Below are 12,324 nucleotides of genomic sequence, written 5' to 3'. Positions count from 1 at the left end.
AAAGGTGTGCCTTTTTCCTCTATGCCGGATGGCGTAAACCCTGAATAAAATCATGAACCAACCGAGTGAAGAACAAAAACGGGCCGCCTTGGAAGCGGGAAAGGAAGGAATGGAAAAAGCCTACGAACGCAGCCGGGAAATGTCCCATCTTTCGTGGTGGGAACGCCTTCTGTGGATCATCCTGGCCGGGGCGGCCGCTGCGGCTTCCTGCCTCCTGTCCGGCTGCGGCCATTCCGTGAAACTGGGGCCGGAAGGAGCGGTCATCTGCAAGGATGGAAGCTGCCTGACGATGTCCCATGGCGGTTTAACCTTTACGCAGGCCGTTTCCGATAAAGACGTTCCGCCTGTTGTGCAGGCGAAAAACAAATAAGAAAACCGGCGGCCTTGTCCGGCGCAGTATATCATGAAGAATGCCATTGAACTGGCGGAGGCCTATTACCGTGCCGCGGGCAGGACGGTCCTGCACATGGAAGAGGATGGTCTCCGCCAGGACGTCTACATCCGCACGCGCTGCCTCGTGCTCTTGGCACGCCGGGTGGATTCATCCGCTCCCGTGGCGCAAATCCTGAACCTGCATTTCCGGTTCCCGCGCCGGCGGTGCGACGCCTGGCATCTCCACTTCCTGTCGGGCGATGCGAGCCTCCTTTTGCAACATGAACGGGAAATCCTTTCCCTGCCATGGATTCTGACCCAGCACGGAAAACGCGGGGATGGCCGCCTGGTGAAGCTGTCTTCCTCCCGCTTCTGCCGGCTTCTTAAAGCATGTGGAAATGCGGTTTGTCATTGAACAGGTTTCTTTCTGGAAGAACGTCGCAAAAGTAAAAATGGGAGAGATATCTATATTAAATCCCGGCAAGCTGCAGCTTGCCGGGATTTTCGCATCGAGAGAAATGTTTCGGGTGGTTTCTCTCGTGGACTGGCCGGAGGTACAAGGCAGGATTGCGGGTTTTCAAGCCACCCTCTCCGGTTTTTCTTTCCTCCGGCTTTATCCATGTTTAGTCCTCATGGTGTAGTGCTTTTATCAAGCAGAGCGCGGGCCATGTACGCTTCGGTCAGCAGTTCTGCTCCGGTGAGCTTGGACGTGCCTACGTTGGCAACGGCTACATTGGCGGCCATGCGGGCAACATAGTCTTTCTGGTCATGCAGGCGAGTGTCAATGCCCGTGAAAAAAACTGGTTTGTCCGTGCAGGGCGTATTGCCGTCAAGAAGCGCCATGCTTAGTCCCGAGGCCATTGCCAGGCCATTCAACGTCTTGTCTTCACGTGCATAGGGAACAAGAGGACAGAGGCGCACCGCTTTGTCAAGTGCCCGTACAGCAGGAGAGGACATCAGGATGCACCCTCCTCCGAAGGGACCGTCAAGAGTGCTGTGAGTGCCATAATCCACTCCTTGCAGGATCAGGGTATTGAGAGTTGCGGGATTGAGCACCAGGGTATCGGCATCCAGCTTCAAGACATAGGGGGCTTCTGTTTCCCGGAGGCTGCGCCTGTATTCGGACAGCAATCCCCGCAAACAGGTGCGACCCCGCAAGTTGCCGCCCCGCTCCCAGTGGGTAGGGCGGTATTGAATTTGCGGATGGTTCTCCAGGTCCTGCTGCATGGAAGGAGGTATGGGGCGCCGGGCATCGTCGAGAATGGTGATTGGCGATGCGGTCCACGCCCGGCGAGCTGCGGTTACGGCATAGGGCAATGTGTGGGCATTGCCCGCATAAGTAACGATATGAATATGGAGTAAGTGAGCCATAGGGATTATTGAGTGGTGACGATTCTGTTGGAGAGCACGAGATTGCCGTCTTTTAATCCGGAAAACTTGATTGTATCCATGAATTCTATGGGTGACGGTGATGATATGACACAGCGCGATGTGTTGATGCGCATCTCGTTGTCTGTAATGCTTACATATGTTGTACCCCATCTTCCATACTCCAGAGCAGGGGTTGTGATATTCACACACGTACCTACCTCGACCGTACTTTCAGGGGTGGTAAGATAGAGTACGCCCACACCTGCCGTAATTCGGACGGCTGTTGCATGAATGTTGTCTTCACCAAACCAATATCCGTTTTGACTGACAAAACGGTTTGAAGCTACGCCATAATTGGGGACTTCTACATATCCGGATACGACAAGGAGCGAATTGCCGACGGAGATATCCAGCACATCGCCAACCTGAACATGTGGCCCATTATCCGTGGTGGAGGCAGTAAGCACCGGATTGCCCGATTCATCGCGGATATTGACCGGTCCTCGATAATGGGAGAGATCGGCACTTCCCGACGAAGAAAGCGTATTGCCAGCCATGGTAAGGTTGGAACCTAGGGAAATCATCCCTTTTGGATCCTCCGATGGAACTGACGGCGTACTGTGCAATATTGTCGGCGGTGAGGGTTGTTTTGATTTTATCTTCCAGAACGGCGACACGGGCTTTCAATGTGGAGATATCGCTCTTGTCATTCCATTTTTCTCTTTCTTCCATTGTAATATGGGCAGTGGCATTTTTGGCATGGTCATTAAGACCTTCCTGTGTTGCCACGGGAATTCCGCTGATAGTAATGCTGTTGTTCATGGTTTGATTTTAGTTGTGTGGAAATTGGAGAACATCAGCGCCGTCCCAGTCTTGAGGAAGAATTTGCATGATCAGTATTTGAAAACATGCGTCATCCAGGGTATTTTTCATTCTTACACGAAAGTCAGACGATATCAGTTATCTCAGAAAATTTTTTGTTATCTTTTTTAGAGTCAATGGCTCTGTCTGGATCAATCATGTTTATGTTTAAGAGTTCCTGTTGTTTGCCTGATGAAACGGGAATGTCTGTTTCCATTCCGATAAAAGGTTGGAGCCATGTAGAAAAAATGTCATCCTGCCTGTTGCGTTAAGGCTGTATGGTATCATTGGCAGGTATTGCATGGCATTTTTTGTGGTGTTCGGCTTGGTGTCCATGTGAAAAAAAGGGAGTTGTTACCAACAGGAAAAGATTCATCACTGACTTGCAATAGTGATGGAGAAGCATCCTTCTGGGGATGCATCAAGGCAGTTAAAGACGGGTTTATTCAGCTCCGACGCTTCACGCAGGATGATATTTCCCAGGAACAGGCAGAAAATTTCAATGAAGTGGTAGCCCGAGTTGCCGTTTTATCCGACGCATGGAAGGCGCTTCAAGTCTGGGCATATCTGGACCGGGTCATCAGCTCACCTGGACAGGAAGGAGAAACATTTCCGGAATCCAGGGATGCAGTTGCTCTGACCGTGGAAGCAGCCAACGTCCAGGGAGGATGGAGACTTTTCATCAGTCGGGATGATGCGGAGTTCATGATCATGGACGGGGCGGCAGTGGCGTTGCCCAACCACTTCACAACAATAAATGACAAGAAATAATCATGAATAGCCTTAATACAGTAAACGGAGTTCTGGTGGCGGCACAGAGTGACTTTGCCGGCCATGTAGAAGATAAGATGATCCATCTTGCGGAGGAGGAACGTCCGCTTGGAATGAAGCTGCTGCTATTCCGGAGGCCTCCAATACTTTCACCGGTGACAATATACATTCCGGGACTGAAACGTTCGATAGTATCGTTAACATTAATCATGATATAATAACCAATGGTAAATCTCTTAATTTATTCCTGTACCAACAGGCTTTATTATAAGGGATTTTCAAGCGAATAGAAATACAACGCTGGAGGATGTCGGCACGATGGGGGAAGTTATACAGTATAATTGCACCGGAAGTAAGCTGGCCAATACAACCACAATGAATGGGTGGAGCTCGATACCTTCACAATCTGTTGCAGATACTAGTGATGTATCTTTTTTCGCCTATAGCTCAAGATTCTCGTGGCAAACGGTACCATTTATAGCAATTTGTCTGTGCTACTCCGCGGAATCAACACTCCCGGCATGTTTTTATTTTTGTTGGGCGAGGGAGAAGGCAGTGACGAGGTGGTAGCGGACGTGTTAAGAAAATATTTTGTTAAAACTTTAACAATTAAAGATATACCGATAAGGTTGGCGTTTGTTGTCGTTACAGAAGATGGGAGACTTCGCGTCACGACGAGTGTAGAGGAGTACTATTTTCCATCAGCGCTTTATCACCTGTTTTTCGTATGTACCCATCATCCAAGAATAAAAATCGCTTTATCACTGATGGATAAAGACGGCTTCGGCAAAGACTACATGGAGACCTCGTCTGAATACGCAGGATTGCCGCCCAAGGTGTTCGACCTAGGGAATTGTTCGTACGTATCCCGGTTTGTTGGATACGCAACCTTGAAACAAGAGACCTTTGCCGGTAGCCTGATTCCGCTCATTTTACCCTTAAGAATCAACAGTAGTTACCTGATTAACAATTTAATTTCAAAAAATTCATGAAAAAATAAAAATTCGGAAGAACATGAATATCAGTGAAAAACAAGCAGTCCTCAGAGGAAAGCAGGGCATGAAGAATGCCTATGAAAAAAACAAAACAAAAATTGGTCTGAAATGGTGGGAACGCCTTCTGTGACTAAGCTTGGCGAGGGTGTCTACAGGTGGACCAGAAATACTGATGCATGTCCATCTTTTTCTACTCCTGCGGTCTCAACATAACATTTTTCCACATTGATATGGGGCTGTATTCCTTTCTGCAAGAAAAAGCAAACCCCTCAAGTTGTAAACTTGAGGGGTTTATAATGGAGCCGCTTGTCGGATTTGAACCGACGACCGTCCGCTTACAAGGCGGGTGCTCTACCACTGAGCTAAAGCGGCGCAATGAATAGATGCGCACATGTCTACAGAAGATGTCCCTCCCTGGCAAGCCGAAAATGGGCGGCAGAGGGAGCCTTCCGTATTTTAAACGTGTCAGGCGTCAAACAGGGAGCCCTGCTCCAGGGGCGGTTCCGCGGATGAATCCGGGGCAGGGCGAGCCTGATCCTGAGGCCGGGGCTTTTCTACCGGAGCAGATACGTTTTCCGCAGGCTCCGGCACGCCGGCAGGTGCGGATGGTTCCTCTTCCGCGGTTTCGTTGCCGGCTTTTGCCGCAGGCATGATGCGGGAAACGCGTTCCACCGGATGCTTGGTGATGATGTTGCCCTGGGCGCCGCGGTTCTTGATCCGCATGTCCGCAAAATGGAAAGGTCTGATCAGGTTGCGGAGTTTCAAGACGGCTTTCAGATAAACGTTCACACTGATTTGTTCACTGTCCTGCTCCGTTTCATGCACGGAAAAGTGGAAGATGCGCGTTCCCTTCGTTCCGCGTGTCAGGGGATATTCCTTGTCTCTGGTGAACCCGCCTATCCGGAAGCGCTTGGCATAAACGGGGCCGTCTTTTCCATCCCGGTAAATCAGGTTGAAGACAGGGTCGTCACCCTTTTTGATGATGGAAATATAGAGGGGGTTCTTTCCGGCGAAGAATTTGTCCTGAATGCGCACGATTTTCAGGACGCCTGCATTGTCTACAATCAGGACGTCGTCCAGCGTGGAGCACTTGCACACGGGATTTCCCTTCTTGACGCCGAAACCGGCAAAACCTTCTTCGTCAATATACAATGTTTCATTGGCCACGGCTACCTGGGCCCGGTTCACGGAGCCGAAGGAGGAGATTTCCGTCTTCCGGGGATAGGCCGCTCCGTATTTTTTGCGGAGGGATTCAAACCAGCGGATAGTGAATCTGGTAAGCTGGTTAAGGTTTTTCTGCGTCTGGTCGATGTCGGCCTCCAGCTGCTGAATGTGCTGGTCGGCCTTGAAGGCGTCGAATTTGGAGATGCGCTTGATTTTGATTTCCGTCAGCCGGATCAGGTCGTCCCTGGTAATGGGACTGCGCAGTTTCCTGGCGAAGGGCCGGAGTTCCCTGTCAATGGTATCCAGCACTTTCTCCCATGTCTCACAGTCCTCAATAGTCAGGTAAATGCGGTTTTCAATAAAAATCTTTTCCAGACTGGCCTGATGCCATGCCGCATTAAGTTCCTGAAGGCGTATTTCCTGTTCCTGCCGCAGCGTTTCCTTGGTAGCATCCGTGTTGTAGCGCAGGATATCGCTGATGCGCATGAACCGGGGCTTGTCTTCCACAATGACGCACGCATTGGGAGAGACGCTGACCTCACACGCGGAGAAAGCGAACAGCGCCTTTTTGGTCTGTTCCGGATCAACTCCGGCGGGCAGGTGAATCAGAATATCCACATGCTGGGCCGTATTGTCTTCAATGCGGGCTATTTTGATTTTCCCCTTTTCCGCGGCGGAAACGATGCTGTCAATCAGGATTTCCGTGGTGACGCCGAACGGGATTTCCGTGATGCGGAGAAGTTTTTTTGATTCTGTAAGAATGCGTGCCCGTATCCGTACCCGGCCCGTGCCGCGCTCCCCGTCGCGGTAATTGGTGGCGTCCATGATTCCCCCCGTGGGAAAATCCGGCAGAAGTTGGAATTCCTGTCCCCGCAGGTGGGCGATGGAAGCGTCAATCAATTCGTTGAAATTGTGGGGCAGAATTTTGCTGGAAAGGCCCACGGCAATACCTTCCGCACCCTGCGCGAGCAGAAGAGGGAATTTGACGGGCAGGCTCACGGGTTCCTTGTTTCTGCCGTCATAGGAAAGCTGCCATTCCGTGACCTTGGGGCTGAACACCACGTCGCGGGCAAAGGGCGTGAACCGGGCTTCAATGTACCGGGAAGCCGCCGCAGGGTCTCCCGTCAGAATGTTTCCCCAGTTTCCCTGGGTGTCGATGAGCAGGTTCTTCTGGCCCAGGCCTACCAGGGCGTCCGCGATGGACCTGTCCCCGTGCGGGTGGAATTTCATCGTATCGCCGACGATGTTGGCCACTTTGTTGTAGCGCCCGTCATCCAGCCGGTCCATGGCATGCAGGATGCGGCGCTGGACGGGTTTGAATCCGTCATTGATTTTTGGCACGGCCCGTTCCAGAATAACGTAGGAGGCGTAATCCAGAAAGTAGTCGGCATACATGCCTTCCACGGACTGGCTCGCTGGTGCGATGTGGGCGGGTTGAGTCACGGCGAGGAATATTAAAGGATTTGTCCTGGAGGGGCAAGTGCGATCTCCGTAAAGAAAAATAACCGGCCTTCCTGAAAGAAGGGCCGGTTATCGGTAGGATTAAATTGATGTAAAAGTTCAGGCTGATTTGGATGTAATCTTGTTCCTGAGGTCGTCTGCTTCAGCGCGGAGGGATTCAAGCTTGGCGGTTTGAGCTTCAAGTTCAGCTATTTCTTCCAGAACGGCTGCCAAGCGGCGCAAATCTGCAGGCTGTGCGGAAGAGAGGGGCTGGCTCTTGGCAACAGGAGCATTTTTGGTGCCGGGTTTGCGGCCTCTCTTCACCTTGGAGGCTTTAATCCAGCTGGAGATAGTGACCGTGCTGATGCCGAATTTTGCGGCGGCTTCCTTTTGGGCACCTCTTTTATTTTGCGTTTTCCGTTCGGCGATAAAATCAAGAACGGCCTGCTTTTCCTCAGGCGTATAACGCCTACGGTTTTTTGTATTGTTGGAGTTCATGGTATGACGAGTGGCATATATTTAATAAATGCAGCCTTTGCGATCAAGGAAAAATAATATGTTTTTTGACATAATTTAAAAGACTGTTTGAAAAATTAAAGGATGATGTACGATTCAATCATGGTTTTCACATTTCCAGCCTTGTTTGTAACTAAAAAAATTAATGGTTCTTAATGTATCCATGAAAAAAATCTTGTTGATTGCACGGTTTTTCCCGGGCGGATATTTTTGGTCCGCTTCATGGTTTGTCGGCCCTGGAGAACCCGTGCATCCATGCTTCCGGAGGGCGTTTCAATGAATGTAACGGGGGGCGTTGGTTACGGATTTTGAGGTTGCAGGGCCAGGGCGGATCATGTAAATTCAACCCAATCTCTCAGTATTTCCATTCCAATTATGACTGATCAGCCCGAATCTCAGCCGTCTCCTCAGGCGCCCATGCGCCGCCGTTTGGTGACGGCCGCACCTGCAGCACAACCCAAAGTGAAATTCGCATCTCCCGCTGCGGAAGGCGTGGAAGTGGCCAAGCCGCGTTTTCTGACTCCGGAATTGCAGGCCAAACTGGCCCGGGAGCAGGAAGAAGCTGCGCGCCGTGCCGCGGAGCAGGCGGAAGCGGACAGGATAGCTGCGGAAAAAGTCGCTGCTGAACAGGAGGCCGCACGTATTGCCGCAGAAAAAGAAGCTGCCAGAATGGCAGCGGAAAAGGAAGCCGCCAGAGTCAAGGCGGAGCAGGAGGCTGCAGAGGCCGCGCGTATGGCAGCGGAAAAGGAGGCTGCCCGTTTGGCGGCGGAAGAGGAACGGGCCAAGCTGGCAGCTGAACAGGCAAAACAGGAAGAAGCTTCCAAGCCCCTGGCTGATCTTTCGGTGGATGCCCAGATACAGGATGCCCTTGCAAAGGTGGCGGAAGCCCAGAAGGCCCTTGCAGAAGCCCAGGCTGTGGCTTTGGCTCAGGCTGCCGGAGCGGCAAAGCCTAATATGGGAGTTACGGAATCCCGGGAGTCTGCCCCGGTCCCGGCAGCCGGAAGCGTTCCCAAACTGAAAGTTTTAAAAACACCTTCCGCCTCCGTTGAAACGTCGGAGACGCCCGCACCCGCCGCTCCGGATGCGGGAGCTCTTCCCAAGCTGAAGGTTTTAAAATCATCCGTGGCCTCTCCTCCGGCTTCTTCCGCCGTGGCCGCTCCGGCCTCTCGTCCGGTTCCGGCGGCGTCCGCGGCGCCTTCTCCCGGGACGCCCCTGCCGGGAGGAGGCATGCAGCCCCCTGCCGAAGGAGAAAACGCCAGGGAAATGGCTGCCTCCGTGGACAAGTCCAAATCCCTGCTTCGCGGGATCGTCTACGGCGTGTGCGCCCTGGTTCTGATGGCTGGCGGCGTGGGGATTTACGCCTGGCAGACCAACGCCAAGAAGGATCAGGTAGAAGGTGAAAACGCCCAGTTGAACAAATTGGTGATGGAAGGCGCCAAGCTGGGGCGCAGCCGCCTGTTTGACTCCAGGAACCTCGGACGCGTGCCGGATGTGAAAGTCGTTCCCAATGAAGAGGACGCCGCACTGCTTCTGGATAACGTGAGAGGCGTGAAGGGGCACCGGGACAACTGGCCCGGTGCGGCGCATCTGGTTTCCATCATGGCCCAGATGGATGACAACATTGCTCGGCAGGTGGTCGGGGACATGAAGAAAAACGTCCGCGACTACAGCAAGGAGAAATACGCCATGATGGTGACGCTGCTGGCCAAGTCCTCCAGCCCGGTCATGCGCGAGTTGCTCAAGGATTTGTACGACTCCATCAGCGACAGCAAGAACAAGAAGGTGCAGGACAAGCAGGCCGTGGTGCTCCAGTACATGCGCTTTTCCATGAAGCTGGACGACCTGGATGACGTCATGAAAATTCTGCAGCAGAAAAACGTTTCTTCAGACTTGGTCTCTTCCGCATTCCGTACGGCGCGCTATCTTATTGACGAGGCTCCGGAAGCCAAGCGCGTCGGGCTCTCCTCCAAGCTGCTGCGGTACCAGCAGGGCATGCCGGAGGAAAATCTCAAGATCCTTTACAGGCTTCTTGCCCGTACCGGAGACCCCAAGGTGCTGGACATGATGGAAAAAAGCTACAAGGAGGACCCCAAGAAGGCTCTGGTCATTGTCACGGCCTGGGGGGACTGGAATACGGACGATGCCGTTCCCTATCTGTTCCGGGCATGGAAGGATGAGTCCCTGCACTCCCGCGTGCGCTCCCAGGCGCATGACTCCATTCTCCGCGTGCTGTCCGTGGACCGTGATCGCGACGACAACGCCACCATCAAGTTGTTCGAACCCCTGATTGCGGACGCCAAGACGAGCGATCGCCGCCGTTTCCTGGTTTCCGCGTTCAAGAGGCTGAGCAACAGGCCTTATGTCATTCGGCTGCTCGGCCGCATCAAACAGACGGCGGAAGAAAACAGCAATAAACTGGATTCCCGGCTGCGCTCTGCGGAAGAAGCCCTGATGAAGGCGGAGGCCAAATACAAGAATAATCCCAACGATGCGGCGGCCAAGGCTGATTATGAAGCCAAGAATAACGCGGCTAATGATTTGGCCAATGAAAAGGCCGGTGAGGACAATGTCATTGCAGATGTAGAAAAGGCTCTGGAGAAAATCAAGAAGACGCCCGCTCCCGTCAAGCGCGCCGGCAAGGCGAAGGACGACGATGACGAGTCTTCCGTAATCAAGACAATGTAGATCCAGTTTAAGACTGGTTTGGGAACCGGAAGGAAGCCTCCTTCCGGTTCTTTTTTTCTCTTTTCCCGTGATTTGTTTCAGGAAACTCTTGTGAAAATTGCCCGTCGCGTGCCCGTTCCGTTTTTCTTCCGTCTGAGGCAGCCTGGAATCCGGAAATAAAGCTTGGACAGGGGCCGCTTTTCCTGTTCGTCCAGAGTGATGACGTTTGTTGCGGCTGGCGATGGGCAACCCCGGAAAAACCGGGTGTTCCGCGGAAGAAGACGGGAATTGTTTTTACAGAAAGCACCGGGGTTACATCAGCAATCCCGCCTGATAGACGACGGTAGCCGCCACAAAGCCCATCAGCGTGAGCCCAGTGAATTGAGCCAGGGCGAACCACCAGGTGCCGGCTTCGCGCTTGGCAACGGTTACGGTTCCTATGCAGGGCAGGGCAATCAGGCAGAAAATCATGATGCTGATGCCCTGCAGCGGGGTATAGCTGGCTTTCAGCCGGGCGTTCAGGGTTTGCTGGGCTTCCGCACCGGAATCTCCGTCCTGCACGGCGTAGAGAATCCCCATTTGCGTGACGAAAATCTCCTTGGCCGCGAAGGCTCCCAAAAGTGCGGAATTCACTTTCCAGTCAAATCCCGCCACCCTGGTGACGGGTTCCATCCAGTGGCCTATTTGTCCGGCATAGGAATGCTCCATGGCTGCGGCCGCATTTTCCACAGTCCCCTCTTCCGGCCTGGGATATGTATTCAGGAACCACAGGATGATGGAAGCCCCGAGAATGAAGGTGCCCGCTTTCCTTACGTACATGAAGGCGCGCGACCACATGAGCAGGCCTACTTTCCGCAGGGAGGGGATGCGCAGCTTTTTCAAGCGATGGGGTGAGTCCCTCTGCACGGTCTTGAAAAAGGTGTTTTTCAGTAGCCGGGCGCATAAAAGGGCCAGCAGGATGCCGGCGGCATAAATTCCAAATAGGACAGTGGCCTGCAGATGGGAAGGAAAGAGGGCGGAAACGAACATCATGTAGATGGGAAGCCGTCCCGCGCAGCTCATCATGGGAAGTATGGCGATGGTGACAAGGCGGTCATTGCGCCCCTCAATTCTTCTGGTGGAGAGAATGGCGGGAACCGAACATCCGAACCCAAGCAAAAGGGGGGCGAAGCTGCTGCCGTTCAGCCCCATGATTTTCATGATGCGGCTCATGAGGCGCGAGACCCTCATCATGTAGCCGCTGTTTTCCAGCACCGTAATGGCGCCGAACAGAAGAACCACATTGGGCAGGAAGGCCAGGACGCCGCCCACGCCTCCTACGACACCCTCTCCCAGCAGGGACTGCAAACCGGGCCACGGTTCCAGCAAGCGGCAGGCCCAGATGCTGAACATCTGTGTTCCCGTCTGGATCAGCCTGACGAGAGGGTCGCCGATGGCAAAGCTCAAAAAGAAAATGAGATAAACGAGGCCCAGGAAAATGAGCGCCCCCCATACCTTGTGCATCAGTATGGCGTCCAGTCTTGCTCTCCACATGTTGTCCCGGACGTCTTCCTCCCCTTCCATAAATTACGGGGGTAACTTAGAGCCTCCTAAGTTGACAGGCAAGCATAAAAATCCGGAACGGAGTCGGACACTGGGACGGCGGCAGGCAATTCCGCAGGAATCAGCGGCGTGTGGCGCCAGCCAGCCCCTGGATGAAAAGAACGGCCGCCGTACAACAAAAGATGATGGTAGGCAGCCACTGCAGCATGTACAGAGGGTCCGTAGAGTCATTGCCGTAGGAAGGGAAGATAAAGGCAAGAACCAGGCAGGCCGTGGACAGCAGCCACGCCATCCAAGATGCGGCGGGGACGGTTCTGCCCGTTTTTCCGGCGGGCAATTGCTTGAGGATTTCTTCAACAGGCCTTCGCGTGTCCGGGTTTCGGTCGGAAGCGGGCGGAACGTTTTTTCTTTTGACGGGAGGCAGCGGAGCCGTCTTTTTTGCCGGGAGTTCCGGCCCCGACAGGGAAGCGGAAGTGGGGGCTTCCCCGAAGGGAAGCCCCGTTTTTACGTAAATCAACGCTCCACATGAGGCACAGTGCATGCCGGTTTTCGCGTCCAGATCGTCCGGGTGGGCGTATCCGTGCCCGCACAGGGCGCATGTAGCGGATTCTTTCATGATTCAGGCTGA

13 protein-coding genes and 1 tRNA gene are annotated in these 12,324 nt (G+C 53.3%); 6 read left to right on the top strand and 8 right to left on the bottom strand.

Going from position 1 to position 12,324, the window contains the following annotated elements; translation table 11 throughout:
• Window positions 1–52 precede the first annotated feature (52 nt).
• The 3 genes from V3C19_RS08745 to V3C19_RS08735 are packed head-to-tail and all read left to right on the top strand — an operon-like array spanning window position 53 to window position 1,013.
• The gene (locus tag V3C19_RS08745) at window positions 53–370 is read left to right on the top strand and encodes a hypothetical protein (protein ID WP_295931313.1); all 318 of its coding nucleotides are present in this window, start codon (window positions 53–55) and stop codon (window positions 368–370) included.
• A gap of 33 nt (window positions 371–403) precedes the next feature.
• On the top strand, window positions 404–787 hold the full coding sequence (locus V3C19_RS08740; protein ID WP_130084546.1) for a hypothetical protein: 384 nt from the start codon (window positions 404–406) through the stop codon (window positions 785–787).
• Window positions 771–1,013, top strand: coding sequence for a hypothetical protein (locus V3C19_RS08735; protein ID WP_149874200.1), 243 nt, complete (start codon window positions 771–773; stop codon window positions 1,011–1,013). The genes V3C19_RS08740 and V3C19_RS08735 overlap by 17 nt, the downstream gene beginning before the upstream one ends.
• Here V3C19_RS08735 and V3C19_RS08730 read toward each other — a convergent pair.
• The 3 genes from V3C19_RS08730 to V3C19_RS08720 are packed head-to-tail and all read right to left on the bottom strand — an operon-like array spanning window position 1,003 to window position 2,565.
• The gene (locus V3C19_RS08730; protein WP_295876454.1) at window positions 1,003–1,743 is read right to left on the bottom strand and encodes a hypothetical protein; all 741 of its coding nucleotides are present in this window, start codon (window positions 1,741–1,743) and stop codon (window positions 1,003–1,005) included. The genes V3C19_RS08735 and V3C19_RS08730 overlap by 11 nt on opposite strands.
• 5 nt (window positions 1,744–1,748) lie before the next feature.
• Window positions 1,749–2,300 (bottom strand): hypothetical protein, encoded by a 552-nt coding sequence (locus V3C19_RS08725; protein WP_295932370.1) that lies wholly within the window; start codon window positions 2,298–2,300, stop codon window positions 1,749–1,751.
• Entirely contained in the window at window positions 2,224–2,565 is a 342-nt protein-coding gene (locus tag V3C19_RS08720; protein ID WP_295932373.1) for a hypothetical protein, read from the bottom strand. The genes V3C19_RS08725 and V3C19_RS08720 overlap by 77 nt, the downstream gene beginning before the upstream one ends.
• Window positions 2,566–2,901: 336 nt before the next feature.
• Here V3C19_RS08720 and V3C19_RS08715 point away from each other — a divergent pair, with 336 nt between their 5' ends.
• The gene (locus tag V3C19_RS08715; protein WP_295932375.1) at window positions 2,902–3,375 is read left to right on the top strand and encodes a hypothetical protein; all 474 of its coding nucleotides are present in this window, start codon (window positions 2,902–2,904) and stop codon (window positions 3,373–3,375) included.
• Window positions 3,376–3,833: 458 nt separating this feature from the next.
• Window positions 3,834–4,367, top strand: a complete 534-nt coding sequence (locus V3C19_RS08710) for a hypothetical protein (protein ID WP_130084541.1) — start codon at window positions 3,834–3,836, stop codon at window positions 4,365–4,367.
• 300 nt (window positions 4,368–4,667) lie between these two features.
• Here the strand turns inward: V3C19_RS08710 and V3C19_RS08705 are convergent.
• The 3 genes from V3C19_RS08705 to V3C19_RS08695 form a co-directional block, all read right to left on the bottom strand.
• A tRNA-Thr gene (locus V3C19_RS08705) sits at window positions 4,668–4,742 on the bottom strand.
• Window positions 4,743–4,835: 93 nt separating this feature from the next.
• A complete protein-coding gene (locus V3C19_RS08700; RefSeq protein WP_238623856.1) occupies window positions 4,836–6,977 on the bottom strand; it encodes a DNA gyrase/topoisomerase IV subunit A in 2,142 nt (713 codons plus the stop codon).
• Between the two features lie 117 nt (window positions 6,978–7,094).
• Complete coding sequence (locus tag V3C19_RS08695; RefSeq protein WP_130084540.1) at window positions 7,095–7,472, bottom strand: hypothetical protein; 378 nt, start codon at window positions 7,470–7,472, stop codon at window positions 7,095–7,097.
• Between the two features lie 393 nt (window positions 7,473–7,865).
• Here V3C19_RS08695 and V3C19_RS08690 point away from each other — a divergent pair, with 393 nt between their 5' ends.
• Window positions 7,866–10,175: a hypothetical protein gene (locus V3C19_RS08690; protein WP_295932382.1), complete on the top strand. Its 2,310-nt coding sequence runs from the start codon at window positions 7,866–7,868 to the stop codon at window positions 10,173–10,175.
• Between the two features lie 291 nt (window positions 10,176–10,466).
• Here the strand turns inward: V3C19_RS08690 and V3C19_RS08685 are convergent, their stop codons facing one another.
• Entirely contained in the window at window positions 10,467–11,687 is a 1,221-nt protein-coding gene (locus tag V3C19_RS08685) for a ferrous iron transporter B (RefSeq protein ID WP_330937075.1), read from the bottom strand.
• Between the two features lie 130 nt (window positions 11,688–11,817).
• Window positions 11,818–12,312, bottom strand: a complete 495-nt coding sequence (locus V3C19_RS08680; RefSeq protein ID WP_130084537.1) for a hypothetical protein — start codon at window positions 12,310–12,312, stop codon at window positions 11,818–11,820.
• Between the last annotated feature and the right edge of the window lie 12 nt (window positions 12,313–12,324).

Origin of the sequence: Akkermansia sp. AE01SA01 (assembly GCF_036417395.1) — a bacterium.
Classification (GTDB): Bacteria; Verrucomicrobiota; Verrucomicrobiia; order Verrucomicrobiales; family Akkermansiaceae; genus Akkermansia.
This window is presented reverse-complemented; position numbering and strand designations above follow the sequence as displayed.

Coding starts and splice junctions, on each gene's coding strand:
- V3C19_RS08745 (WP_295931313.1), top strand. CDS start 53: ATGAACCAACCGAGTGAAGAACAAAAACGGGCCGCCTTGGAAGCGGGA.
- V3C19_RS08740 (WP_130084546.1), top strand. CDS start 404: ATGAAGAATGCCATTGAACTGGCGGAGGCCTATTACCGTGCCGCGGGC.
- V3C19_RS08735 (WP_149874200.1), top strand. CDS start 771: ATGCGGTTTGTCATTGAACAGGTTTCTTTCTGGAAGAACGTCGCAAAA.
- V3C19_RS08730 (WP_295876454.1), bottom strand. CDS start 1,743: ATGGCTCACTTACTCCATATTCATATCGTTACTTATGCGGGCAATGCC.
- V3C19_RS08725 (WP_295932370.1), bottom strand. CDS start 2,300: ATGGCTGGCAATACGCTTTCTTCGTCGGGAAGTGCCGATCTCTCCCAT.
- V3C19_RS08720 (WP_295932373.1), bottom strand. CDS start 2,565: ATGAACAACAGCATTACTATCAGCGGAATTCCCGTGGCAACACAGGAA.
- V3C19_RS08695 (WP_130084540.1), bottom strand. CDS start 7,472: ATGAACTCCAACAATACAAAAAACCGTAGGCGTTATACGCCTGAGGAA.
- V3C19_RS08690 (WP_295932382.1), top strand. CDS start 7,866: ATGACTGATCAGCCCGAATCTCAGCCGTCTCCTCAGGCGCCCATGCGC.
- V3C19_RS08685 (WP_330937075.1), bottom strand. CDS start 11,687: ATGTGGAGAGCAAGACTGGACGCCATACTGATGCACAAGGTATGGGGG.
- V3C19_RS08680 (WP_130084537.1), bottom strand. CDS start 12,312: ATGAAAGAATCCGCTACATGCGCCCTGTGCGGGCACGGATACGCCCAC.